The sequence below is a fragment of the Exiguobacterium sp. EF_C8 genome, from assembly GCF_054956715.1.
In genome coordinates this window covers 482,501-509,031 of sequence record NZ_CM143264.1, presented here as the reverse complement: position 1 = coordinate 509,031, position 26,531 = coordinate 482,501, and the positions used below count along the sequence as shown (strand labels likewise).

Annotated in this window: 21 protein-coding genes, 3 rRNA genes and 1 riboswitch (1 of these 25 cut by a window edge); of the genes, 1 reads left to right on the top strand and 23 read right to left on the bottom strand. The window is 50.5% G+C overall.

Features of this window, described 5'->3' with window-relative positions; genetic code table 11:
- The first annotated feature begins 110 nt into the window (after positions 1-110).
- Complete coding sequence (locus ACY2IG_RS02715; protein ID WP_035412313.1) at positions 111-692, top strand: class D sortase; 582 nt, start codon at positions 111-113, stop codon at positions 690-692.
- A gap of 70 nt (positions 693-762) precedes the next feature.
- Here ACY2IG_RS02715 and ligA read toward each other — a convergent pair whose 3' ends face one another.
- The 23 genes from ligA to ACY2IG_RS02600 form a co-directional block, all read right to left on the bottom strand.
- Positions 763-2,757, bottom strand: a complete 1,995-nt coding sequence (gene ligA / locus ACY2IG_RS02710; RefSeq protein WP_035412310.1) for an NAD-dependent DNA ligase LigA — start codon at positions 2,755-2,757, stop codon at positions 763-765.
- A 14-nt stretch (positions 2,758-2,771) separates the two neighbouring features.
- A complete protein-coding gene (pcrA, locus tag ACY2IG_RS02705) occupies positions 2,772-4,997 on the bottom strand; it encodes a DNA helicase PcrA (RefSeq protein ID WP_462618343.1) in 2,226 nt (741 codons plus the stop codon).
- A gap of 45 nt (positions 4,998-5,042) precedes the next feature.
- Positions 5,043-5,738 (bottom strand): heptaprenylglyceryl phosphate synthase, encoded by a 696-nt coding sequence (gene pcrB / locus ACY2IG_RS02700; protein ID WP_023467081.1) that lies wholly within the window; start codon positions 5,736-5,738, stop codon positions 5,043-5,045.
- Between the two features lie 62 nt (positions 5,739-5,800).
- Positions 5,801-6,025 carry a hypothetical protein gene (locus tag ACY2IG_RS02695; RefSeq protein WP_035398958.1) on the bottom strand — a complete coding sequence of 75 codons (225 nt, stop codon included), beginning with the start codon at positions 6,023-6,025 and terminating at the stop codon, positions 5,801-5,803.
- A gap of 12 nt (positions 6,026-6,037) precedes the next feature.
- A complete protein-coding gene (locus ACY2IG_RS02690) occupies positions 6,038-7,417 on the bottom strand; it encodes a TrkH family potassium uptake protein (RefSeq protein ID WP_290788099.1) in 1,380 nt (459 codons plus the stop codon).
- A 37-nt stretch (positions 7,418-7,454) separates the two neighbouring features.
- The gene (locus ACY2IG_RS02685; protein WP_023467078.1) at positions 7,455-7,769 is read right to left on the bottom strand and encodes a YerC/YecD family TrpR-related protein; all 315 of its coding nucleotides are present in this window, start codon (positions 7,767-7,769) and stop codon (positions 7,455-7,457) included.
- Between the two features lie 68 nt (positions 7,770-7,837).
- Positions 7,838-9,577 (bottom strand): adenine deaminase C-terminal domain-containing protein, encoded by a 1,740-nt coding sequence (locus ACY2IG_RS02680; RefSeq protein ID WP_308102341.1) that lies wholly within the window; start codon positions 9,575-9,577, stop codon positions 7,838-7,840.
- Between the two features lie 211 nt (positions 9,578-9,788).
- The gene (gene purD / locus ACY2IG_RS02675; protein ID WP_426272715.1) at positions 9,789-11,051 is read right to left on the bottom strand and encodes a phosphoribosylamine--glycine ligase; all 1,263 of its coding nucleotides are present in this window, start codon (positions 11,049-11,051) and stop codon (positions 9,789-9,791) included.
- Positions 11,052-11,066: 15 nt separating this feature from the next.
- Positions 11,067-12,587, bottom strand: coding sequence for a bifunctional phosphoribosylaminoimidazolecarboxamide formyltransferase/IMP cyclohydrolase (purH, locus tag ACY2IG_RS02670; RefSeq protein ID WP_035412295.1), 1,521 nt, complete (start codon positions 12,585-12,587; stop codon positions 11,067-11,069).
- The gene (purN, locus tag ACY2IG_RS02665) at positions 12,584-13,159 is read right to left on the bottom strand and encodes a phosphoribosylglycinamide formyltransferase (RefSeq protein ID WP_035412293.1); all 576 of its coding nucleotides are present in this window, start codon (positions 13,157-13,159) and stop codon (positions 12,584-12,586) included. Before purN ends, purH begins: the two co-directional genes overlap by 4 nt.
- On the bottom strand, positions 13,156-14,190 hold the full coding sequence (gene purM / locus ACY2IG_RS02660) for a phosphoribosylformylglycinamidine cyclo-ligase (protein ID WP_462618342.1): 1,035 nt from the start codon (positions 14,188-14,190) through the stop codon (positions 13,156-13,158). Before purM ends, purN begins: the two co-directional genes overlap by 4 nt.
- A 16-nt stretch (positions 14,191-14,206) precedes the next feature.
- A complete protein-coding gene (gene purF, locus ACY2IG_RS02655; RefSeq protein WP_290754221.1) occupies positions 14,207-15,616 on the bottom strand; it encodes an amidophosphoribosyltransferase in 1,410 nt (469 codons plus the stop codon).
- The gene (gene purL / locus ACY2IG_RS02650) at positions 15,592-17,811 is read right to left on the bottom strand and encodes a phosphoribosylformylglycinamidine synthase subunit PurL (RefSeq protein WP_308102339.1); all 2,220 of its coding nucleotides are present in this window, start codon (positions 17,809-17,811) and stop codon (positions 15,592-15,594) included. Before purL ends, purF begins: the two co-directional genes overlap by 25 nt.
- On the bottom strand, positions 17,792-18,475 hold the full coding sequence (purQ, locus tag ACY2IG_RS02645; protein ID WP_035412283.1) for a phosphoribosylformylglycinamidine synthase subunit PurQ: 684 nt from the start codon (positions 18,473-18,475) through the stop codon (positions 17,792-17,794). Before purQ ends, purL begins: the two co-directional genes overlap by 20 nt.
- A complete protein-coding gene (gene purS / locus ACY2IG_RS02640) occupies positions 18,472-18,720 on the bottom strand; it encodes a phosphoribosylformylglycinamidine synthase subunit PurS (protein ID WP_023467069.1) in 249 nt (82 codons plus the stop codon). Before purS ends, purQ begins: the two co-directional genes overlap by 4 nt.
- On the bottom strand, positions 18,717-19,424 hold the full coding sequence (purC, locus tag ACY2IG_RS02635) for a phosphoribosylaminoimidazolesuccinocarboxamide synthase (RefSeq protein ID WP_290754225.1): 708 nt from the start codon (positions 19,422-19,424) through the stop codon (positions 18,717-18,719). Before purC ends, purS begins: the two co-directional genes overlap by 4 nt.
- A gap of 59 nt (positions 19,425-19,483) precedes the next feature.
- Positions 19,484-20,779 (bottom strand): adenylosuccinate lyase, encoded by a 1,296-nt coding sequence (purB, locus tag ACY2IG_RS02630; protein ID WP_029340741.1) that lies wholly within the window; start codon positions 20,777-20,779, stop codon positions 19,484-19,486.
- The gene (gene purK, locus ACY2IG_RS02625; RefSeq protein WP_462618341.1) at positions 20,776-21,879 is read right to left on the bottom strand and encodes a 5-(carboxyamino)imidazole ribonucleotide synthase; all 1,104 of its coding nucleotides are present in this window, start codon (positions 21,877-21,879) and stop codon (positions 20,776-20,778) included. Before purK ends, purB begins: the two co-directional genes overlap by 4 nt.
- Entirely contained in the window at positions 21,876-22,367 is a 492-nt protein-coding gene (gene purE / locus ACY2IG_RS02620; protein ID WP_058704939.1) for a 5-(carboxyamino)imidazole ribonucleotide mutase, read from the bottom strand. The genes purK and purE overlap by 4 nt, the downstream gene beginning before the upstream one ends.
- Positions 22,368-22,456: 89 nt before the next feature.
- Positions 22,457-22,558, bottom strand: a riboswitch (purine riboswitch).
- Positions 22,559-22,765: 207 nt separating this feature from the next.
- Positions 22,766-22,963, bottom strand: a complete 198-nt coding sequence (locus ACY2IG_RS02615) for an NETI motif-containing protein (protein ID WP_029340738.1) — start codon at positions 22,961-22,963, stop codon at positions 22,766-22,768.
- Between the two features lie 99 nt (positions 22,964-23,062).
- A 5S ribosomal RNA gene (gene rrf, locus ACY2IG_RS02610) occupies positions 23,063-23,178 on the bottom strand.
- Between the two features lie 47 nt (positions 23,179-23,225).
- A 23S ribosomal RNA gene (locus ACY2IG_RS02605) occupies positions 23,226-26,139 on the bottom strand.
- Positions 26,140-26,304: 165 nt separating this feature from the next.
- A 16S ribosomal RNA gene (locus tag ACY2IG_RS02600) occupies positions 26,305-26,531 on the bottom strand; it runs 1,335 nt beyond the window's last position.
- The 16S, 23S and 5S rRNA genes sit together here, the layout of an rRNA operon.

Here is a 26,531-nt window from a genome sequence, read left to right as displayed (position 1 = left end):
AATCGTTCTCTTTATCATAACAGAATCGTTTTCCATCGGGGAAGGACAAGTTTTCCCCTGTTTTTCAAAAAAGATGATGCGCCCTCACGCATCCGAAAGGACTTTTTATCATGACACGCCGTAAATTCATCGGTCTGCTTTTTTTGTTAGCAGGCATCGCACTCATCGTTTGGCCCTTCATCAGTGATTATCAGCGCGAACAAGAAGCTGAACATTTAAAGAAACAATGGACCAACAGTCTAAAAATCGTCGATGCAAAAGAAACCAAACAACCTCTTGCAAAATCAGGTGTCGGATTACTCTCGATACCAAGCATTGATTTTGAACAAGTCATCTTAGAGGGGTCGACGACAGCAGTCCTCGATCGAAGTATCGGTCATATTCCGAAAACCGGATCGCCTGGAAAAGGCAATTATGCGCTCGCCGGACACCGAAGCTTCACAGAAGGTCTTCACTTCAATCGTCTGCCTGACGTCAAGAAAGGCGATACCGTTATCGTCACGACGAAAACACATCGGTATACGTACCGGATCACGTCAAGTCGTCTCGTCACACCGACGACGTTGTCCGTTCTCAATCAATCCGTCGCCTCTCCGACGATTACGTTGATCACTTGCGATCCACCGGAAACGGCAACGAATCGTCTCATCAAACAAGGTACCTTAATTCGAAGCGAGACGATTGCTTCGTGACAATTGGATCAATACGAATAAAGGAAGGCGGAATCCCGCCTTCCTTTATTTAGTTCATATAGCAGTGGTCTTAAGCCTCGTGTTTGGCTAATTCTTCTAACAGACGCGCTTCATCCCAAATTTCGATGCCGAGCGATTCTGCTTTCGTCAGCTTAGAACCTGCCTTTTCCCCTGCGACGAGCACGTCTGTCTTTTTACTGACGCTTCCCGTCACATCGGCACCAAGTGCTTCAAGACGCTTCCCTGCCTCTGACCGTTTTAGGCTTTCGAGTGTTCCCGTCAAGACGATCGTTTTTCCACCGAGCGGTGCATTCGTCTGATCAACTCGTTCACCAAGGAACTGTTGATTAACACCGAGTTGTTCCAAATCACGAATCAATGCTTGTGCTTCTGGGTGCTCGAAGTACTTTACGATGGAGTCCGCGATTTTCCCACCGATACCATCGATCGCGACGATCTCCTCGTAGCTAGCTGCCGCAATCCCTGCTAACGAATCAAAACGTTCCGCTAAGAGATACGCCGCTTTTTGACCGACGAGTCGAATTCCGAGACCAAACAAGAGACGTTCGACTGAGTTCTGCTTCGAGGCTTCGATCGCCGCAAGTAATTTATCGACGGACGTCTCACCCATTCGGTCGAACGTCAACAACTCGTCGCGATCGAGTCGATATAAATCGGCAATCGTCCGGATTGCTTCATGGTCATACAATTGACGGACGACTTTTTCACCGAGACCATCGATGTTCATCGCTTGACGCGAAACGAAGTGAATGATACCTTCCATCAATTGCGCTGGACATTCCGGACTGACACAGCGGATGTCGACTTCGCCTTCGAGACGGACGAGTTCCGATTGACAGGCCGGACAATGGGTCGGGAAGACGATTGGTGTCTCTTCTCCCGTTCGCTCTGCCGTGACGACTTGTACGACTGCCGGGATGACATCTCCCGCTTTTTTGATGATGACCGAATCTTGAAGGCGAATATCTTTTTCGGCGATGAAATCAGCGTTATGCAGTGTTGCATACGTCACCGTCGATCCTGCAACGACGACCGGTGCAAAACGGGCACGCGGCGTCACTTTCCCGGTCCGACCGACACTGAAATCAACGTCTTCGACTGTCGTCATGACTTCTTCCGCTGCAAACTTATAGGCTGTTGCGAAGCGGGGACTTTTTGCTGTGAAGCCGAGCTCTTCCTGATCATCGTATCGATCGACTTTCAGGACGATTCCGTCGATCTCATATGGCAGGCTCGCACGTGCTTCTGTCCAATGTGCGATGTAGGCAAGAATCTCTTCGACCGTCTCACACGTCTGCATATGTTGATTGGTCGGTAAGCCAAGTGAAGCGAGTTGCGCCATCGCTTCGCTATGTGAACGAGCCGTCAACGTATTGACGCCGACGCCATACACGAACAACGACAGATTACGCGACGCCGTGATCGACGAATCCAACTGACGCAGACTACCTGCTGCCGCGTTACGTGGATTCGCGAATAACGTCTCTTCCCGGCTTGCTCGGTCTTCATTCAATCGTTCGAACGATTGTTTCGGCATATAGGCTTCACCGCGGACTTCGACCGTCTCTTCTGCCTGTAGACGAAGCGGTAAGGCTTTGATTGTCCGTAGATTCTGCGTGATGTTTTCGCCGACTGTTCCATCACCCCGCGTCGCCCCACGAACGAATCGACCGTCTTCGTATTTCAGCGAGATGGCAAGTCCATCGAATTTCAGTTCGGCGACATAAGTTGTCGAACGTCCGAGCGACCGCTCAATCCGAGCGACCCATTCGCGAATTTCTGTCTCATCAAAGACGTTTCCGAGTGACAGCATCGGTAAGTCATGCGTCACTTTCTCGAACGCTTCAAGCGGTGCTGCACCGACGCGCTGCGTTGGCGAGTCTGGCGTGATCAGTTCCGGGTGCGCTGTTTCTAGCTCCGTCAGTTCACGAAGCAATTGATCGTACGTCGCATCTGGTACCGTTGGTTGATCCAGTACATAATATTCGTAGCTATATCGGTTCAATGTTTGACGAATCTCATCTATACGCTGGCTTGCATCCATCTGTGGACCTCCCGTCATACCTTTTTAATCGGTGCGAATTTTGCGAGCAATCGTTTGATTCCGACTGCTGGGAATGCGATATCGATTTCAAGATTATCTCCTTCACCCCGAGTCTGGACGACTGTACCGAGTCCCCATTTCCCATGCTCTGCCTTATCTCCGACCGACCAACCGAGCGTTTCCGCACCTGACGTCTTCATCGCTGTCGGTTTACTGATTGAACGACCGATGACCGCTTTGCCTTGTGGGACAGGGCGATCTTCCCATGGGAGTGGCTTCGCTTTTTTACCGGTCCGCTCGATGACGACTTCCGGCAGCTCCGCTAGGAACCTTGATTCTTGGTTTGCGTTCGTTCGTCCGTACAGGGAGCGCATCCGCGCATGTGACAAGTAAAGACGTTTCTCAGCACGTGTGATCCCGACATACGCGAGGCGACGTTCTTCTTCCATCTCGTCTTCATCTTGAAGCGAACGGCTATGCGGGAACAAACCTTCCTCCATCCCAATCAAGAAAACGACTGGAAACTCGAGTCCTTTTGCCGAGTGGAGTGTCATCAACGTGACTTGTTCTTCCGGATCCGTCTCGTCGAGTGAATCGACATCGGCGACGAGTGTCAAGTCAGTCAAGAAGGCGATGATCGTCCGGTCTTCCGGATCGGCTTTTGCCGTCTCCTTCTCAAAGTTCTGTGCAACGGTGATAAACTCGTTGATGTTCTCAAGACGACTCTGTGCTTCAAGCGTCTTATCTTCCTTCAGCACTTGACGATAGCCCGATTTCTCAAGCACTTCTTCAACCAGTTCTGAAAGACTGATGAATTCTTGCATTTGACTGAGTCCGAGAATCATCGTCCGGAAATCCGTCAATTTCGCTGCCGTTTTTGGTGCGATACTCGACAATTCGATATCGCGAATCGCTTCCATCAGTGACACGCCTTGTAAATCGGCGAAATCACGCAGCTTATCAATTGTCGTCGCGCCGATACCGCGTTTTGGTTCATTGACGATTCGCCCGAAGGACAGGTCTTCGTCCGGATTCGAAATTAAACGGAGATAAGCGAGCACGTCTTTGATCTCTTTACGATCGTAGAACTTCGTGCCGCCAATCATTTTGTACGGAACGTTCGATTTGAGAAGTGTTTCCTCGATCGCACGCGATTGTGCGTTCGTCCGGTATAAAATCGCGATATCACTCAGTTTCATCCCGTAGCGAAGTGAATTCCGAATTTCCTGGACGATATAAAATGCTTCTTCCCGCTCGTTCTCTGCCGTATGAACGATCAGCTTCTCGCCTTCGTCGTTATCCGTCCAAAGTTTCTTATCTTTACGTGTTGAGTTGTTTTGGATGACATGGTTGGCCGCTTCCAAAATTCGTTTCGAGGAACGGTAGTTTTGCTCGAGTAGAATGACGGCTGCATTCGGATAATCCTCTTCGAACGATAGGATGTTCGCAATGTCAGCACCACGCCAGCGGTAAATCGACTGATCCGAGTCCCCAACGACACAGAGATTCTGATGTCCCGAAGCTAACAGATTGACGAGATCATACTGGGCTTTGTTCGTATCTTGATACTCATCAACATGAATGTAGCGAAACTTCTTCTGATAGTACGCAAGGACATCCGGACTCTTCTTGAATAACTCTGTCGTTTTTCCGATTAGATCATCAAAGTCGAGCGCGTTGTTCCGGCGTAGGACCGCTTCGTATCCTTTATAGATTTCAGCAACGGTCTTCTCATACGGACTCGTCACGATCGAGGCGTAGAATTCAGCACTGCGTAATTCATTTTTCTGTGACGAGATGATCGTCAGCATCGATCGCGGATCCCATTTTTTAGGGTCCAAGTTTTGTTCCTTTAAGACGAGCTTGATCGCCGATTGCTGATCACTTGAATCAAGGATCGTGAAGTTGCGATCGTATCCAAGCTGATCGATGTCGCGACGTAACATCCGGACACACATCGAGTGGAAGGTCGAGACCCAAATATCGTTTGCGACACCACCGACCAAACGACCAATCCGGTCCCGCATTTCCCGCGCTGCCTTGTTCGTGAACGTAATCGCAAGGATGTTCCACGGCGCGACTTGTTTAGCCGCCATCAAATAAGCGACCCGGTGTGTCAGGACGCGTGTCTTCCCGGAACCGGCTCCTGCCATGATCAGCAGTGGACCTTCCGTATGCTTGACTGCTCTTGCTTGCTCAGGGTTTAGTCCACTGACGAGCTGTTCACTCAAATTAAACATATCAATAGCCTCATTTCTTATATTCCGAACTTTTGTTCCTATATTTTATCGTGTCGCTGCGACGGTCGCAAGCGCTGCTTTTAAATCCTCATAAATGACGTTCCCAACGACGATCGTATCCGCATACTGCAACATCTCACGCGCTCGCTCCTCGGAGTCGATGCCGCCGCCGTAAAACAGGCGTGCCTGCTTCAACACATCGCGAACGGCTGCTACTCGTTCTGGTTCCCCGTAAACACCACTGTATTCGAGATAGACGACCGGTAAGCGGAAGACGCTATCCGCAAGTTGTGCGTAAGCGACGGTTTCATCCAACGTTAACGGCTTTGCTTGTGTCACACGCGCGACCTTCGCATCAGGATTCAGGACGATATACCCTTCCCCGACAAGATCAGCGTGCGCCAGCATATGACCGACTTGTTCTAATGCCTCGACCTGTTTTTCGACGACATATTCTAATGTTCCCGCATTCAGGACCGTCGGCGTCAAATACGTATCGAATCCCATCGTTGCGGCTTCGAGTTCTGAAATCTCAAGTGCCACCGCGACTGGATATCGTCGCAAACGCATTAAGAGATCAAGCGTTGCATCGAGTGTGATGTCATCTGTTCCACCGACAAGAATCGCATCCGTTCCGGACGTCGCAATCGCCTGTAGGCTAGCATCATCAATTGGTTTTGCTGGATCTAGTTTAAAGACATGTCGCCATTCATTAAAAGGTAATAACACGGTTCGTCCCATCCTCTCTTTCTCATTCCACATTCAGTATAAAACAAAAAACCATCTCGCGCAGAGCGAGATGGTCAGACGTGTGTCCGTCGTTTCGTCAACAGTGACGCCAGTAACAACGCGAAGACGGCATATACCGGCACGAACGCCCACGGTTCTGCCAAAAAGAAGCCGAGTACCGGAACGTCCAGTAACGGTGAATCTGGCGAACAGAGCGCTCGCCCATTGACGAGCGCCAAAAACGGTAAGACAGGCACAGCAAAGATATACGCGAAGTTGATCCAAAAGGCACGTTTCATACAAGAGCCTCCTTATCCGATAATGACGGATTCCTTCGGATAGTTGTAGTTACGTTTCGGTTGGTTCGCTTTCAACAGAAGAACGAACGAGATGACACCGATTCGACCAATGAACATCAGCACAGACAACGTCCATTTTCCGATATCCGATAATTGATCCGTGATGCCGAGTGATAGACCGGTCGTACCGAACGCTGAACACGCTTCAAAGAACAGCACCAGGAACGGCGCGTCCTCAACGATCAACAAGACGATCAATCCAACCATCGTCACGCCAGTCGAGACGACGATGACGACAAAGGCCTTCCAAATATCCGATTGACCAATCTCACGACCGAAGATTTTGATACCATATTCCCCTCGTATGAAGGCGATGACACTCAAGACAGCGACAGCGAACGTCGTCGTTCGAATCCCCCCACCAACGGAAGACGGTGACGCTCCGATGAACATTAAGAGCGACAAGACGAAAATCGAGGCTTGTGAGAAGGACGTGATATCGACCGTCGTCAATCCACCGTTACGAGTCGTAACGGATTGGAACAAGGCGTCGACGAGCTTCTCATCGATTGGTAAGCCTTTAAAGGATTGGTTCCATTCGAATAGTAGTAGTGCTACCGTTCCAAAGAGAACGAGAATGAAGAACGTCGACGCCGTCAATTTCGTGAACAGTGAAAAATGATACGGTTGACGTGTCGCTTGACGTGTCGCCCGGTAGGAAATATAACGTCGGACTTCAACGAGTACCGGAAAACCGATCGCGCCGAGCGTCAAAAGCAGAATTTGCATGAAGACGACGAACAGATCCCCGCGAAACGGCAGTAATGATTCTCCCGTGATATCAAAACCGGCGTTCGTTGTCGCACTGACCGATCCGAACAACCCTTGAAGCATCGCTTCTCCGAGCGTCGGAAAATACTTTGTGTAGTACAGCCCGAGAATCAAAGCACCAATCAATTCAATCGAGACGATGATCAAGATGACTTCCCGAATGTATTTGACGACACCTTGCATCGTCGTCTGGTTCTGATCTCGGACGACGAGCTGACGCTCCCGGAAGCCAATTCGTTTTCCGAGGATGACCCACATCGCGATATGAAGCGACATCAAGCCGATCCCGCTGACTTGTACTAAAATCATGATCATGAAGTACCCGAACGTCGTAAAGGTATCCGAAACCGAGACCGTTGTCAGACCGGTGACACTAACACAACTGACCGCCATGAAGACAAGGTCCGTGAAGTCCCAGTCGTAATTTCCTTTCGTCGACCACGGTAAGCCGAGCAGAATGATCCCAATGATGACAGCAACGAAGTAGATGATGACGAGCGACTGGATAGGCGTCAGCTTACGAATGAAATGTTGAATTCTTTGTTGTAACGCAAAATCCAATGTAACACGCCCCCCTTCATAGAAGTAGCGGATAACATTAGTTATCCGCTACTTCTTGCTCGATAAGACCTAGGCGGGCAAGCGCCAGATCATAACCGCCCGAACCGTAGTTCAAGCAACGTTTGACACGCGAAATCGTTGCTGTTGAAGCACCGGTCGCCTTTTCGATTTTGTGATACGTATTGCCTTCACGTAATTGACGTGCGACTTCCAGACGTTGGGCGAGCGCCTGGATTTCGTTGACGGTCGCTAAGTCTTCGAACAACGTATAACAATCTTCTAATGAATCCATCTTCATGATGGCTGTAAATAACTGATCTAATTCTTTTCCACGCAATTTATCGAGTTGCATCTTGTGACTCCCTTTCCCATTCAATTGCTCTTTAATAGTTTAAAGCGCGACGTTTTAAAATTCAAGCGTCATCGCAAAATCGCCGGGAAAAGGACTTTTTTCCGAAGGACTTCGTAAATACCTTGTGGTGTGATTCGTACATATGGTAGATGTGTAGACGCTAGGAATAGCAACGTATAGACCGGATCTTCAAAGGCATATCCACGGGCAAATAATGCCTCCCGTAAAGCGGTTTCTTGAACGATCAAATCCTCGAGTGGTAAGTCGGACGTCTGCCCCATTAAGGTCAATGGAACTTCAGCGATGACTTCTCCGTCTTCGACGAGAACGATTCCACCGCCAAATGTTTTCATCCGCTCAAACGCGACTTGCATATCTCGTTTTGATTTACCGATCATCAAAATATCACCACTAATCGAGTACGAACTGACGAGACCTCCGACTTGTGTCGCAAAGTTCTTCAAGACGGTATTCAAACGCCACTTCCCTTCGCGGTCCAGTAGCATTAGGAAGGATTCATCGCAACCTGCTGGTAGCATAGGTACACTCGTGTCATGCTCGACTTGATAGAGCTTCATGATGACGGAATTGACCATTTCAAGACCAACCGGCATGCTGAATGAAAAATCCTGCTCCGTTAAGGAAATCTGGACTTCTGATTGTGGCATAAGGGCATAAGCAGCATCAAGCGCTTCGGCTGGGTAACATGGAATGTCGGCTTGACGGACCCATATGCCGCGTGCAAGTACAGCGACAGGTGTCGGAGCATCTTTTGCCTCAAGGAAATTGAGATGTGCAATCCGTCCTGGCGCGATACTTCCGAGTAGATGATCGAGATTAAAATGACGTGCTGCATTGTATGACGCAATCCGGTATGCTTCTTCGACCGGAATGCCTGCCTCGAGCATCAGTCGGATCGTCTCATCCATCATACCCGCTTTATAAAAGGACGGTGTCGAACCATCTGTTGTCACTAGTACCTTATCGAACTGCGTCAATCCCGCTTCGACAAGCCCCTTAAAGATATCCGGTAGATCCGGACGAATCGATGAATAACGAATCGTCGTCGTATAACCAAGTTCAAGACGTGTCATCGCTTCTTCGACCGTCATTGCCTCGTGATCACTCGTCACACCATACAGCGCCATCTTTGTCAGCGTCTTCGCTGAAGCACCAGGGAAATGACCTTCGATTGGTTTTCCAAGTTTGATCGCATCCTGCATCCAGTGGAGCAGTTCATCGTCCCCTTGCGAGAGACGTGGCCATCCCGTCAACTCACCCGCTTGGATGACTTGTGGATGTTTAAGCCATGCTTGAATCCGGCGATTATCGATCGAGATACTATCGGCATCAAGCTCGGTCTGCGCGTCGAGTCGTGCCCACCAGTACATCGAGGTCGGTAAGTCCGCTAGCGCCTCGACTTGAGCAAACGCTTGCTCCGTCGGCTCTAATAATAACAACATGTTGTCGTTGACGAGGGTCGATGTTCCTCGCTCTGCTGCGAATTTTGCAAGACTCGCTGGATTATAAAGTTGAAACGGATGGGCATGAGGTTCAATGTAACCGGGTACGATATATTGACCTGTCGCATCATGGTAGGCATCGGCTTGTTCCGGCATCTCTGGACCGACATAGACGATCCGGTCGCCACTGATCCAGATGTTCGCCGTCCGCCATGCTTTGACACCATGATTTAGGTACGTAGCATTCTGTATGACAAGTGTCGGTGCAAGCTTTCCGCTGATGACCGCTTGGTGTGTTCGTACTTCAGATTTCGTCCAAGGGGATCTTCCACAATTTTTTTTCACGAAAGCTCGACCTCCTTTATTTTATTGAAAACGCTTTCTTATAGTTCTTATACTAAAATGTTGCTAAGTAAGTTTCAAGAAGTTTTGCCCCGTTCCGGATTCATTTGGTCAAAATAACACAAATTCGCCATGGAAGACAAATCTTTTCGTGCACTTCGCCAAGAAATAAAAAAACCAGACGAGACTCTGTCGAGTGCGTCTGGTTCAACTATCATGATTCATGTGAGGCACGAAAGGCTTTTTGAGCGATATCAGTTCGGTAAAAGAATGGCTGATGCGTCACGTCTGGTAAGTTCGCATAGACCTGTTCGACAGCTTGCTCGATCGTCTCTGCACGACTGACACAGACGAGGACACGTCCACCGGCTGAGACAAGTTGACCGGATTGTTCTGCTGTTCCGGCATGAAAAACGAGAAGGTCATCCCCGATCTGATCGAGTGGAATCATTTGTCCCGTTTTTGGCGCTTCTGGATATCCTTCTGCAGCGACGACGACACCGACAGCTGCTTGGTCCGTCCAAACGACTTCTGGTGTCTGTCCGTCCATCAGTGGTCTGATGACATCAAGTAACGGTGTCTCTAAGCGTGGGAGAATGACTTCCGTCTCCGGATCACCGAACCGAGCATTGAACTCGATGACGAACGGTCCTTGTTTCGTCAACATCAGACCGGCATAGAGGAAGCCAGTGAACGGTATTCCTTCGCTTGCCATCTGATCGACGAGCGGCTGTATGATGCGATCAACAGCTTCTGTCGTCAACGCTGCCTCGTCCCACTGAGGTAACGGTGAATACGCGCCCATTCCTCCTGTGTTCGGACCTAAGTCACCGTCAAATGCCCGTTTATGATCTTGCGACAATACCATCGGAATGACCGTCTCTTCGTGGACGAACGCCATCAACGAACACTCTTCCCCGACCAAACACTCTTCGATGACGACGCGGCTTTGCTGCCCGTATTCCCCGGCAAACGTATCGTGGATCGCTGCAAGTGCCTGGTCCACAGTTTCTGCGACCGTGACCCCTTTTCCGGCAGCGAGTCCGTCGGCTTTGATGACAATCGGTGCACCCGCTTTGCGAACATACGCTTCTGCCTCTGCTGCTGAAGTAAAGACGGCGTGAGCAGCGGTCGGAATACCGGCACGCGCCATCAATTCTTTCGCGAACTGCTTACTTCCCTCGATTGCCGCAGCTTCCCGTGTCGGTCCGAAAACCTGCAGTCCCGCTGCCTGAAAGGCGTTAACGACCCCGAGAACGAGTGGTCCTTCTGGTCCGACGATCGTCCAATCAATCTGTTCGTCTTGTGCGAACGCCACGAGTTCATCGATGGCATTTTCGGCGATCGGAACACATGTAGCTTGTGTCATCCCGGCATTCCCAGGCGCAGCATACACTGTGTCGATCCGTTCATCCTGTGCCAGCTTCCAGACGAGCGCGTGTTCACGCCCTCCTTTACCAATCACCAATACCTTCATTCAAATCGCCTCCGCTTAGTGTTTGAAATGTCGAACGTTCGTAAAGACCATCGTGATGCCGTGTTGGTTACACGCATCGATCGACTCTTGATCGCGAATCGAGCCGCCTGGTTGAATGATTGCTGTAATGCCAGCTGCTGCTGCCGCTTCGACCGTATCGCCCATTGGGAAGAAGGCATCGGAAGCAAGGGACGCGCCGATCGCTTTTTCCCCAGCTTGCGTGATTGCAATGTTCGCTGAACCAACACGGTTCATCTGTCCTGCACCGACACCGACGGTTACTTCGTCTTTTGCGAGAACGATCGCATTCGACTTGACGTGTTTGACAGCGCGCCATGCGAGTTTCAAGTCTTCCCATTCCGCTGCTGTCGGTTTGCGGTCTGTCACGACACGTGCTGCTGCATCATCTAATGTCTCATCGTCACTGTCTTGGACGAGCATACCGCCGGCAACTGCTGTATAGCGGATCGCTTGGACACGTTTGACGTCAAGTTCAAGCAGACGAATGTTCTTTTTCGCTGACAATAAGGCGAAGGCTTCTTCCGTGAAGGACGGGGCAATGATGATTTCAAGGAAGATACCGCTTAGTTGTTCTGCTGTCTCTAGGTCGACTTCACGGTTCAAGGCGACGATGCCTCCGAAAATTGAAACCGGATCGGCTGCATGCGCGCGACGGAATGCCTCTCCGATCGTTGGACCGACGGCAACACCACACGGGTTCATGTGTTTGACGACGACGGCTGCTGCTTCGCGGAACTCGTCGAGAATTTCGAGTGCAGCGTTCGCATCTTGGATGTTGTTATACGACAACTCTTTACCATGCAACTGTTTCGCTGAAGCGAGGGAAGCCCCACGGTAAATTGGTGTTTTATAAAAGGCTGCTTCTTGGTGTGGATTTTCTCCGTAACGGAGATCCTGGACTTTCTCAAGCGTGATCGTCAACTGGTCCGGGAACTTCTCGCCTGTTTGCGTCAAGAAATAATCCGCGATCAACGCATCGTACGCCGCTGTATGACGGAAGGCTTTCGCTGCAAGACGTTGGCGTGTCTCAAACGTTGTTCCACCTTCACGAACCTCAGCAACGACTGTTTCGTAATCAGCTGGATCGACGACGACCGTCACAGCCGCGTGGTTCTTCGCTGCAGATCGCAACATGCTTGGACCACCGATATCGATGTTCTCAATCGCATCCGCATAAGCAACGTCTTCTTGTAAAACTGTCTGCTTGAACGGATACAAATTGACGACGACGAAATCAATTGGTTGAATCTGTTGCGCAGCCATCTGTTCGCGATGGGATTCAAGATCACGACGACCAAGTAGTCCACCGTGGACCATCGGATGAAGTGTCTTGACACGTCCATCGAGCATCTCTGGGAATTGTGTGACTTCACTGATACCAATGACCGGAAGCCCAGCTTCCTCTAATGCTTGATGTGTTCCGCCTGTCGAGACAAGCTCGATCCCTGCTTCATGAAACGCTCGTCCTAGTTCGACGATCCCTGTTTTATCCGACACACTAATTAACGCTCTCATACGTTTGCCTCCTCTTTCATCCACTCTTCGATGACTTGCGGATACAGTCTATGTTCGACACGCTGAATCGCTTGTTGCAACGTTTCACGCGTCATCTCTTCTGTAATCCGAACGGCTTCTTGAGCCATGATGGGTCCTGTGTCCATTCCTTCATCGACTATATGAATTGTAACACCTGTGATTTTAACTCCGCCACGAAACGCTTGTCCGATCGCATCTTTTCCCGGGAACGCCGGAAGCAGCGACGGATGAATGTTGACAATTCGCCCTGCGTATCGTCCGAGCAACTCTTCCCCGATCAAACGCATGTACCCGGCAAGGATGATCCGTTCAACACCTTTTGCTTCAAGACGAGCGATGATCTCCCGCTCAAAGCTCGGTTTATCCGGATAGTCCTTTGCTCGAAAGACGAAGACGTCACATCCACGTCGTTTTGCTCGCTCGATGACTGTTGCGTCCGGTTGGTCGCAGACGATTAGTTCGATCGAGGCATGTAACGTCCCTGCCTCGATCGCTTCAAAAAGTGCTTCGACATTACTACCGCTTCCTGATGCAAAACAGGCGATCTTCATGCGTCGACCCCTTGAATCCGGACACCTTCTTGATTGGTCACGTGACCAATCACGTACGCCGTCTCATTTTCACGAGCGAGGCGTGCTGTTACTTCCACGACATCTTCCGGTTTGACGATCAACATGAAACCAATCCCCATGTTGAAGACATTATACATGTCATGTCGTGGCAGATCACCTGCTTGCTCGAGCCAGTCGAAGACCGGTAACGTCGGCCACTTTTTCGGATCAAACGATGCACCAAGACCCTCTGGCAAGACGCGTGGTACGTTTTCGTAGAAACCGCCACCTGTAATATGGACCATCGCTTGAATCTTTTCCGTCTCAAGGGCAGCTTTGACCACTTCGACGTAGATACGTGTCGGCATGAGAAGCGCATTACCAAGTGTATGACCGAGCATCATGACTTCATCTTCGTAGCTAAGGCCACTCTCGGCGACAATTTTACGGACAAGTGAAAAGCCGTTCGAATGGACACCGGACGAAGCAAGACCGAGAATGACATCGCCTGCTGCGACCTTGTCACCGGTAATCAATTTTTGCTTCTCGACGGCACCGACGGCAAAACCAGCGATGTCGTATTCGCCATCCGCATACATCCCTGGCATTTCTGCCGTCTCACCACCAATCAACGTACAGCCCGCTTGGACACATCCTTCAGCAACACCGGCGACGATCCGTTCGATCTTCGCTGGAATCGCCTGACCGAGCGCGATGTAGTCGAGAAAATAAAGCGGTTCTGCACCTTGGACGATGATATCGTTCACACACATCGCAACACAGTCGATCCCGATCGTATCGTGTTGTTCGAGTGCGAAGGCAAGCTTGAGTTTCGTACCGACCCCGTCTGTCCCACTGACGAGGACCGGTTCTTTCAACTGCAATTGGCTGAGGTCGAACATCGCACCAAAGCTACCGAGTCCCGTTAATACTTCTTTGCGCATCGAACGGGCGACGTGTTTTTTCATTCGAGTGACGGACTCATATCCTGCCGTCAGACTCACACCTGCTGCTTCGTAATGTTTGCTCATGTTCTTCCCCCATCTATCAAAGTTTAGCTTCTAACTCGAGCGAACCGAGCGGTGTCGGATACTCTCCTGTGAAGCAAGCGGTACATTGTCCTTTTAATGGTCCATCGAACGGGCGGTCGATTGCATCGACCATACCCGGTACAGTTAGGAATTCAAGTGAATCAGCACCGATTTCTTGACGGATTTCTTCCGGCATCAACCGGGCAGAGATCAACTCGTCTTTTGACGATGTATCAATCCCGTAATAACATGGATTCGTAATCGGTGGTGCCGTGATACGGACATGAACTTCCGTTGCACCGGCTTCACGTAATAAACCGACGATGCGGCGACTCGTCGTTCCTCGGACGATCGAATCATCGACCATGATGACACGCTTCCCTTGTACGACACCGCGTAACGCAGACAACTTCATTTTGACCCCACGTTCCCGTAACTCCTGTGACGGCTGGATGAACGTCCGTCCGACATAACGATTCTTGATCAATCCCATTTCATACGGAATACCACTCGCTTCCGCGTAACCGATCGCTGCCGAGATACTGGAATCCGGTACCCCTGTAACGACGTCTGCTTCGACCGGTGCTTCTTCATACATCTTTTTCCCGAGTGCTTTCCGGGCCGTATGGACGTTGACGCCATCAATGATTGAATCTGGACGTGAGAAGTAGATGTATTCCATCGAACACATCGCTCGTTCGCGTGGTTGCATGTATTGACGAGACGACATGCCGTGTTCTGTGATCGTCACGAGCTCCCCCGGCTCGATATCACGAATGAACTCTGCACCGACGATATCAAAGGCACATGTCTCTGACGCAAATACGATGCCGCCGTCCGGTGTCTTCCCGAGTGACAGTGGACGCAGTCCGTGTGGATCAACCGCCACGAATAACGTATCTTCCGTTAAAAAGAGGAAGGCAAATGCCCCGACAAGACGCGCGAGACTGTCGGCAATCCGGTCTTCAAGTGTGTCGAGCTTACTGCGTTTGACGAGATGGGCGACGACTTCCGTATCGCTCGTCGTCTGAAAGATTGCACCTTCTGCTTCGAGTAGATGCTTCAGTGAATCCGCGTTGACGAGGTTCCCGTTGTGTGCGAGAGCGAGATCTCCCGTCCGCGACTTGAAATGCAGCGGTTGGGTATTCTCAAGTGTGTTTCCACCTGCTGTCGAATACCGGACGTGTCCGATCGCATGATGTCCTTTAAGATTCGTCAGTATCTCTTCCGAAAAGACTTCCGTCACCAGTCCTTGCCCGCGGTGCGGGAAGAGGTCGTCGCCGTCACTCGTGACGATGCCTGCCCCTTCCTGTCCCCGGTGTTGCAAACTATGCAAGCCGTAGTAAGCGAGTTGCGCTGCATTCGGTTGTCCGAAGATCCCGAAGACGCCACACTCCTCATTTAGTCCTTTGATGTCATATAACACGCGATTGCTCCTTCCCAGTCTCCCTGTAAGGTCGAACGGTCTGCTTCGATCCGTGTCTCTGCCGTTTCGATGACAAGAAGCTCATCGTTCGTGACGACACCGATCGCTTGAGCACCGGTCCGTTGTTCGAATGCTGCAACGTGCGTTTGTGGCACAGTGACGACGAAACGTGATTGCGATTCACTGAACAGATGTAACGTTGGTCCATCAAACTGAACCTTCAACCCAAAGTTCGTTCCAAACGTCATCTCAGCGAGGGCGATTGCGAGACCACCTTCTGATACATCATGCATCGCATTGACTTCACCTGCTTGTACTGCTTGTTGTAACACTTGTAAGCGTGCATGTTCGACTGCTAAATCGATTTGTGGTGCGCGACCGAATGATTTACCGAATTGCATATATTGAAGCTCACTACCACCAAACTCGGCTGTTGTTTCACCTAACAGATAAATCTGGTCACCTGCTTGTTTGACGTGTTGCGTTGTGATCCATTCGGTTTGCTCGTGTAATCCAACCATTCCGACGACCGGTGTCGGGTGAACCGCTTGACCAGCTGACTCATTGTAGAGCGAGACGTTTCCACCGATAACAGGTGTCTCAAGGACACGACATGCTTCTGCCATACCGGCTGTTGCTTGCTGCAACTGCCAGAATCCTTCTGGTTTATCCGGATTTCCGAAGTTCAGGCAATCCGTGATGGCAAGTGGTGTCGCCCCACTCGCGACGATATTACGAGCTGCTTCTGCAACGGCGATCTGTCCACCGACATATGGATCCAAGTAGACGAAGCGACTGTTGCAGTCGGTCGTCATGGCGAGTGCCTTGTTCGTACCACGGACACGGATAACGGCTGCATCAGATCCCGGTGCGACGACCGTCGATGTCTGGACCATATGATCGTACTGATCGTAGACCCAGCGTTTTGAAGCGATTGTCGGCTGACGGAGTAGTGCTCGCCATGTCTCAACAACGTCTTCGACGACTGGAAGTGTCTCTTCCATCGCTTGAAATTCTTCATAATACGCAGGAACGCGAGATGGTTTTTCATAGACTGGTGCTTCTTCCGCTAACGCGTCAACCGGAACTTCCGCCACGATATCCCCATGATGGATCAACCGTAAGACTTTCTCTTCAATGACTTCTCCGACGTGAACGGCATGGAGCCCCCATTTGCTGACGATTGCTTCAATCTCTGCTTCGCGCCCCCGTTTAACGACGAGTAACATTCGCTCTTGTGATTCTGAGAGCATCATTTCGTAGGCTGTCATCCCTGTCTCCCGTTGCGGGACGTCATCGAGGTGCATCTCGATGCCCATGCCTGCTTTTGAAGCCATCTCTGCTGAAGAAGATGTTAGTCCAGCAGCGCCCATATCCTGCATCCCGACCAGTGCTGGATGACCAACGATCTCAAGACAAGCTTCAATCAATAGCTTCTCCATGAACGGATCGCCGACTTGAACAGCCGGTCGTTTTGCTTCCGTATCTTCTCCGAGATCTTCCGAGGCAAACGTCGCACCATGAATACCATCGCGCCCAGTAGCTGCACCGACATACATGACTGAGTTCCCGACACCTTTTGCCTGACCTTTTTGAATATCGGCATGGTTGATCAAACCGATACACATCGCATTGACGAGTGGATTTCCTTCATACGAACGATCAAATCCGATTTCGCCACCGATCGTTGGAATACCGACACAGTTGCCATACCCCGCGATCCCTGCAACAACTTGTTCGAACAGTTGATTAACACGTGGTGTACCGAGATGACCGAAGCGGAGCGAGTTCATGAGCGCAACTGGGCGCGCACCCATCGAGAAGATGTCACGAATGATACCGCCGACGCCTGTTGCAGCACCTTGATACGGTTCAACAGCGGATGGATGGTTGTGGCTTTCAATCTTAAAGACGACAGCCTGCTCATCACCGATATCAACGACTCCTGCTCCTTCACCCGGTCCCTGTAAGACACGTGGTCCAGTCGTCGGGAATTGACGGAGGACCGGTTTAGATGTCTTGTATGAACAATGCTCAGACCACATGACCGAAAACAATCCTGTTTCCGTATAGTTCGGTTGGCGTCCGAGTAAATCGACGACCATCTGGTATTCCGTATCACTTAATCCCATCGTGGCATAAACGCGTTGCTCTTGAATCAATTCTGGTGTTGGTTCAGACTGTTGTTTTAGCATGGTGTGCCCCCTGTTTGACGAGTGAAGTAAAGAGTTTCAATCCATCTGTTCCGCCAGTCAATAGCTCGACTGCTCGTTCTGGGTGTGGCATCATCCCAAGAACATTGCCAGCTTTATTCGTGATCCCGGCGATATCGCCGCGCGAACCGTTCGGATTATCGACATATGTGAAGGCGATTTGCCCGTTCGTTTGGAGCATCGCGTAAGTCGCATCGTCGCAGTAGTAGTTTCCTTCGCCATGTGCGATTGGAATCGAGATCGTCTCGCCTGGCAGATAATCTGATGTAAACCGTGTCTTCGTGTTTTCAACCTTCAGTTCGACCGTCCGACACATGAACTTCAAACCGTTATTTCGATGCAAGACACCTGGTAAGAGTCCCGCTTCGACAAGAATCTGGAATCCGTTACAGACACCGAGGACGGTTTTTCCTTCTGTTGCAAAACGTTTGACCTCTTCCATAATCGGTGAGAAGCGTGCGATTGCCCCGCAACGAAGGTAATCTCCGTAGGAAAATCCACCTGGTAACAGGACACCATCGTAGCCTTCAAGTGATGTTTCGGTATGGAAGACGTATTCGGCTTCTTCTCCGAGCGCATCCTTAACCGCATGGTACATATCTAAATCACAGTTCGATCCCGGAAAGACGATGACCGCGAACTTCATGCTGGCGTCACCTCTTCGATCGTAATCTGATAATCTTCCATCACCGTGTTAACGAGTAGTTTTTGACACATCTCATGAATCATCGCTTCTGTCGTTTCCGTTTCAACGAGCAGTTCAATCTGTTTTCCGATTCGAACACTCTCGACACCCGTAAAACCAAGCTGTTGCAATCCGCCTTTTACAGCAACTCCTTGTGGATCTAAAATGCTTTCCCGTAATGCGATCGATACGATGACTTTTTTCATTGTGTGTTTCCCCCTAGGCGATTGAATAGTGTTTGGTAAGTCTCTGTCAGTGAACCGATATTGCGTCGGAAGACATCTTTATCGAGATGTTCTCCAGTTTCCTGATCCCACAGGCGGCATGTATCAGGTGAGATCTCATCAGCCAGTAGAATCGTTCCATCTGCCGTCTTGCCGTATTCCAATTTAAAATCAATCAACGTGATTCCGTTTTGACGGAAGTAAGGTTGCAAGACTTCATTCACGCGAAGTGCTTTGTCCGACAGCTCTTCTAGCTCCTCAGAAGTCGCAATCTTCAGTAAATTGATGTGCGATGAGGTGACGAGTGGATCGCCTAACGTATCATCTTTATAGTAGAACTCAACGATTGGTGTTTCGAGCACCGTACCTTCTTCGATACCGAGCCGTTTACTCAAGCTTCCTGCGACGACGTTCCGGACGACGACTTCGAGTGGAATGATAGTGACACGACGTACGAGCTGTTCGCGCTCCGAGACACGCTCAATGAAATGTGTCGGAATGCCCGCTTGTTCGAGGATTTCAAAGAAATGACTCGTCAATCGGTTGTTCAATTCGCCTTTTCCAGCAAATACTTCTTTTTTCTCGCCGTTGAATGCCGTGGCCTCGTCTTTATAGACGATCCGGAGCACATCCTGCTCCTGCGTCGTGTACAATCGTTTTGCTTTTCCTTCATAAAGTGGTTGCATCGCTTTCGTCCCCCATGATCCTAAGATGTAGACGGGGCAAATGCCCCGTCTCAGGTTGATTAGTTCAAGCCACACCGTTCAAAAATTTCATCGACACGACTCGTATGGTACGTCGGATCGAAACACGCATCGAGCTCTTCTTCTGTGAACAGCTGTTGAATCTCTTCTTCTTGCCACAATAAGTCACGGAACATGATTTGTTCTTCCCACGCCTGCATCGCACGCGGTTGAACGAAATCATACGCTGCTTCACGCGACCAGCCTTTTTCGATTAAAGCGAGTAAGACATGTCCAGAGAAGATGACCCCAAACGTCCGGTCCATGTTCCGCTTCATGTTGTCCGGGAAGACCGTCAAGTTCTTCACGATGTTTCCGAAACGGTTCAACATGTAGTTGAGCAGTCCTGTTGCGTCCGGAAGAATGATGCGTTCTGCCGAAGAGTGCGAGATATCCCGTTCGTGCCAGAGTGAGACGTTCTCGTACGCCGTCACCATGTGTCCACGGATGACTCGGGCAAGACCTGTCATGTTCTCAGAGCCGATCGGATTCCGCTTGTGCGGCATCGCCGATGATCCTTTTTGACCTTTAGCGAAGAATTCTTCGACTTCACGCGTTTCCGTCTTTTGTAGACCGCGGATCTCCGTTGCCATCTTTTCAATCGATGTCGCGATCAGAGCAAGCGTCGACATATAGTGTGCATGACGATCGCGTTGTAACGTCTGTGTGGAAACTGGAGCTGGTTTCGTTCCTAACTTTTCGCAGACGTATTTTTCAATGAACGGATCGATATTCGCGAATGTTCCGACGGCTCCTGACATCTTGCCGTATTCGACCGTCTCACGTGCTGCTTCGAAGCGGACTTTGTTTCGTTTCATCTCTTCGTACCAAAGCGCTAGTTTCAGACCGAACGTCGTCGGTTCTGCATGTACGCCATGCGTTCGTCCCATCATGACCGTATATTTATGTTCGTTCGCTTTGACCTTTAAGATGTCGATGAATCGATCGAGATCCGCAGCAAGAATGTCGTTTGCTTGCTTCAACAGATATGAGAGTGCTGTATCGACGACGTCCGTTGACGTTAGTCCGTAATGGACCCACTTGCGTTCTTCTCCGAGTGTCTCAGAGACGGCACGCGTGAAGGCGATGACATCATGACGTGTCTCTTGTTCGATTTCAAGGATCCGGTTGACATCAAAAGAGGCATTGTCCCAAAGTAATTGAACGTCCTCTTTCGGGATGACTCCTAGTTCACTCCATGCTTCACACGCAAGAATCTCGACTTTTAACCAAGCCTCGAATTTGTTTTGTTCGGTCCAGATCGCTTTCATCTCAGGACGTGTATACCGTTCGATCATTGAACTGTCTCCTTCCATATCGACAGGCGTTCGACTTCTGCCAAAGCATCGTCGACCGTGTCCGCAAGGATGTTTAAATGTCCCATCTTGCGACCTGTCTTGGCTTCTGCTTTTCCATATAAGTGAACTTTCGTCCGAGCGCTTAGTCTCGGTAGTTCCTCGTATAATGCTGTGACATGCTGACCCAGGATGTTCGCCATGACGACCGGTGTCGTCAGACGGGTATCACCGAGTGGGAGACCACTGATGGCACGGATATGTTGCTCGAATTGGGATGTTTCGCAAGCATCGATTGAATAGTGACCCGAATTGTGTGGTCGGGGTGCTAGTTCATTGACGATCAGTCTAGAACCGACGACGAACAACTCGATGGCGAGTGTACCGATCAACCCGACAGCATCCGCGATCGATTCAGCGAGCGCAATTGCTTCTTGTTCGAGCGATTCGGAAATGCGAGCCGGTACGATCGATAGATGCAAGATATTTTCCCGATGAATGTTCTCACTGACTGGGAAGACGCGTGTTTCTGTTGCGCTTCGCGTCACGATGACGGAAATTTCCTGATCAAACGGTAACCACTGCTCCGCAACATACTCTGTCGGTTCGAATCGTTCGATTGTCGCTTGGAACTGTTCTTCCGTCCGGATGACGGTCTGTCCTTTTCCGTCATAGCCGAATCGTGCTGTCTTCAAGACGAACGGTAACCCGAGTCGCTGTTTTGCTTCCTCTAAGTCAGAAGGATGCGTCACCGGATAGTACGGAGCGACAGAGTGTCCAATGCGTTCAATCATCTCTTTTTCCCGTACCCGATGTTGCGTTTGAAAAAGGAGATCCGTTCCATGAATCAGTTTCGTCCCGATTGCTTCAGCGACTTCCGTTGAGATGTTCTCAAATTCGTAGGTGACGACATCTGATTCAGCTGCGAGCTGTTTGGCTGCCTCGACATCCGTGAAGGGAGCTTGGATATGTTGATCTGCCACTTGCGCACACGGTGCGTTGTCCGTTGGGTCGAGTGTCAAAATCTCAAAGCCCATCTCACGCGCCGACAAAGCCATCATTCGACCAAGTTGACCGCCGCCTAATATCCCGATTCGTTTCATAGCAGGTTCCCTCCAGATGCAATGACGTCTCCTTCTAGTTCGACTCGCATATGATCGAGCTTGCGGGCAAGTCGTTCATCTTGAATCGAGAGAATTTGAGCAGCTAGCAATCCAGCGTTTTTTGCGCCTGCTTCTCCGATGGCAACCGTTGCGACTGGTACTCCACCTGGCATTTGAACGATCGAGAGCAAGGAATCAATTCCTTGGAGCGCTCTACTTTTCACAGGAACACCGATGACGGGTAATGTCGTTTTAGCAGCAACCATGCCCGGTAGATGAGCAGCACCGCCTGCACCGGCAATGATGACCTTCAGTCCTCGTTCACGTGCTGATTCAGCATAACGAAACATTAGATCCGGTGTCCGGTGTGCGGAAACGACTTTCTTTTCATATGGAATCTCAAGTTGCTCCAACACATCACATGTATGTTTCATCGTTTCCCAATCCGATTGACTTCCCATGATGACGCCGACTTCTACATTTCCCATCGCTGTTTCCTCCTTTGTGCATAAAAAAAGCCCAAACCACGGCTAAAAGGGTGGCTTAGGGTATAAAAAGGTACGCCAAAGAAATATCGACGAACATCCATATACCCCATAGTCCAACGATTTAGGGTCGTTGGGTAGAAACTTGCAAGCCATATCCCTGCTATTATACGAGGTGTTTATATTCAATCATCCTGTCACGACTTCATCTTAACAAGTCCATCCCAAGGCGTCAACCAAAGGCGAACAATTTAATTGTCTGAAAATTTATCGTTCGGTTTTAAAAGTAGTTTTTCTGATTTCATCTAGTATCCATTCGGAGTTTATTTCTTGGGAGGCATTAAATGAAATAAAGTATAAAAAAAGCATCGTCCGAATGAATCGGACGATGCTTGAGGTAGTTATTCGCTCTCTTTCACTTTGCAATCGAAGACGATTTGTTGACGAATTGGATACGGTTCGCCATTAGCGTCTAATCCAAAGATCGGTTCTTCTCGTCGGACCGTCGGGCGGTATCCCATGGCATCGATACGATCCAAACAAGCACCAATCGTCTCGTTCTCTTCGACGGCTACACGTAGTTTCGTTTTTTTCGCCATATCCCTGTTCAGTCCCTTCATTAAAATGGATACATGTCTTTCTACAAAAAGACACAAAAAAGCGGCGGCCCTTGAGCGTATGCTCCAGAACCACCGTTTGCCTGGCAACGTCCTATCCTCACAGGGGGAAGCCCCCAACTACTTTCGGCGTTCAAGTGCTTAACTTCCGTGTTCGGCATGGGAACGGGTGTGACCACTTGGCTATCGTCACCAGACGACGGGCTCGCGCCCTCAAAACTGAAGTCATCAACAATGCATCTGCTAGAACAAGGCCTCGACCGATTAGTATCACTCAGCTCCACATGTCGCCATGCTTCCACCCGTGACCTATCTACCTCATCGTCTCTGAGGGGTCTTTCTTGATTACTCAAAGGGAAATCTCATCTTGGAGGGGGCTTCATGCTTAGATGCTTTCAGCATTTATCCCGTCCGCACGTAGCTACCCAGCGATGCTCCTGGCGGAACAACTGGTACACCAGCGGTGCGTCCATCCCGGTCCTCTCGTACTAAGGACAGCTCTCCTCAAATTTCCTGCGCCCACGACGGATAGGGACCGAACTGTCTCACGACGTTCTGAACCCAGCTCGCGTACCGCTTTAATGGGCGAACAGCCCAACCCTTGGGACCTACTCCAGCCCCAGGATGCGATGAGCCGACATCGAGGTGCCAAACCTCCCCGTCGATGTGGACTCTTGGGGGAGATCAGCCTGTTATCCCCAGGGTAGCTTTTATCCGTTGAGCGATGGCCCTTCCATGCGGAACCACCGGATCACTAAGCCCGACTTTCGTCCCTGCTCGACTTGTAGGTCTCGCAGTCAAGCTCCCTTCTGCCTTTGCGCTCTACGAATGATTTCCAACCATTCTGAGGGAACCTTTGGGCGCCTCCGTTACTGTTTAGGAGGCGACCGCCCCAGTCAAACTACCCGCCTGACACGGTCCTCCAGCCGGATCACGGCTGCGAGTTAGAGACTCTATGCATGAAGGGCGGTATCCCAAGGGTGACTCCTCCGAAGCTGGCGCTCCGGGCTCGACGTCTCCCGCCTATCCTGTACATCATGCACAAAGCCTCAATATCAGGCTGTAGTAAAGCTCCATGGGGTCTTTCCGTCCTGTCGCGGGTAACCTGCATCTTCACAGGTACTATGATTTCACCGGGTCTCTCGTTGAGACAGTGCCCAAATCGTTACGCCTTTCGTGCGGGTCGGAACTTACCCGACAAGGAATTTCGCTACCTTAGGACCGTTATAGTTACGGCCGCCGTTTACTGGGGCTTCGGTTCAAAGCTTCGCTTGCGCTAACCCATCCCCTTAACCTTCCAGCACCGGGCAGGCGTCAGCCCCTATACGTCATCTTGCGATTTAGCAGAGACCTGTGTTTTTGCTAAACAGTCGTTTGGGCCTATTCACTGCGGCTCTACTCATGTAGAGCGTCCCTTCTCCCGAAGTTACGGGACCATTTTGCCGAGTTCCTTAACGAGAGTTATCCCGCGCGTCTTAGAATTCTCATCTCGCCTACCTGTGTCGGTTTACGGTACTGGCGCCTTCCCCCTCACTAGAGGCTTTTCTTGGCAGTGTGAAATCGTGACCTACGTCCCTACGGGACTCCGCGTCGTTCCTTGACTTTGGTGCCTGACGGATTTGCCAATCAGACGGTCTTGAAACTTGCACATGCACTTCCATCCGCATGCGTCACTATCCTCCTGCGTCCCCCCATTGTTCAAACGGTGGATCGGCGGTACAGGAATATCAACCTGTTATCCATCGCCTACGCCTTTCGGCCTCGGCTTAGGTCCAGACTAACCCTGAGCGGACGAGCCTTCCTCAGGAAACCTTGGGCTTTCGACGGAGGGGATTCTCACCCCTCTTTTCGCTACTCACACCGGCATTCTCACTTCCAAACGCTCCACTGCTCCTTCCGGTACAGCTTCACAGCGGTTTGGAACGCTCCCCTACCATTCCTTACGGAATCCGCAGCTTCGGTGGTATGTTTAGCCCCGTTACATTTTCGGCGCGGCGCCACTCGACTAGTGAGCTATTACGCACTCTTTGAATGGTGGCTGCTTCTAAGCCAACATCCTAGCTGTCTAGGCAGCGCCACATCCTTTTCCACTTAACATACACTTGGGGACCTTAGCTGGCGGTCTGGGCTGTTTCCCTCTTGACTACGGATCTTATCACTCGCAGTCTGACTCCCGAGTATAAGTTGCTGGCATTCGGAGTTTAACTGAATTCGGTAACCCTGTGGGGGCCCCTAGTCCAATCAGTGCTCTACCTCCAGAACTCTCAACCTCGAGGCTAGCCCTAAAGCTATTTCGGGGAGAACCAGCTATCTCCAGGTTCGATTGGCATTTCACCGCTACCCACACCTCATCCCCGCACTTTTCAACGTGCGTGGGTTCGGACCTCCAGTCAGTGTTACCTGACCTTCATCCTGGACATGGGTAGATCACCTGGTTTCGGGTCTACGACAACGCACTGAACGCCCTGTTCAGACTCGCTTTCGCTACGGCTCCGCCTCATCGGCTTAACCTCGCGCGTTATCGTAACTCGCCGGTTCATTCTACAAAAGGCACGCCATCACCCGTTAACGGGCTCTGACTACTTGTAGGCATACGGTTTCAGGATCTATTTCACTCCCCTTCCGGGGTGCTTTTCACCTTTCCCTCACGGTACTGGTTCACTATCGGTCACTAGGGAGTATTTAGCCTTGGGAGATGGTCCTCCCGGATTCCGACGGGGTTTCACGTGTCCCGCCGTACTCAGGATCCACTCTGGAGGGAAAACAGTTTCAGCTACAGGGCTGTCACCTTCTTCGGCCGACCTTTCCAGGTCCTTCACCTACTGTCTTCCTTTTTGACTCCGTGTAGAGTGTCCTACAACCCCGAAGAGCATGCTCTCCGGTTTGGGCTGTTCCCGTTTCGCTCGCCGCTACTCAGGGAATCGCATTTGCTTTCTCTTCCTCCGGGTACTTAGATGTTTCAGTTCCCCGGGTCTGCCTCACGTTACACTATGTATTCATGTAACATGTCCCATCCCATTACAGATGGTGGGTTCCCCCATTCGGAAATCTTCGGATCAAAGCATACTTACTGCTCCCCGAAGCATATCGCTGTTCGTCGCGTCCTTCATCGGCTCCTAGTGCCAAGGCATCCACCGTACGCCCTTCATACCTTGATCTAGCGTTGGTATTCTAAGAACACACGTCTAATGACATGGTTAATTAAAAGTTTGATGTCTTGTTGATGTCTTCAGTTTTCAAGGTGCGAGTGTCTCTTGCGAGACTGAGAGACGAGCTCTCAAAACTGAACGATGGGCATGTCCCGTAAGGGACGTTTTCCTTAGAAAGGAGGTGATCCAGCCGCACCTTCCGATACGGCTACCTTGTTACGACTTCACCCCAATCATCTACCCCACCTTCGACGGCTGGCTCCTTACGGTTACCTCACCGGCTTCGGGTGTTGCAAACTCTCGTGGTGTGACGGGCGGTGTGTACAAGACCCGGGAACGTATTCACCGCAGTATGCTGACCTGCGATTACTAGCGATTCCGACTTCATGCAGGCGAGTTGC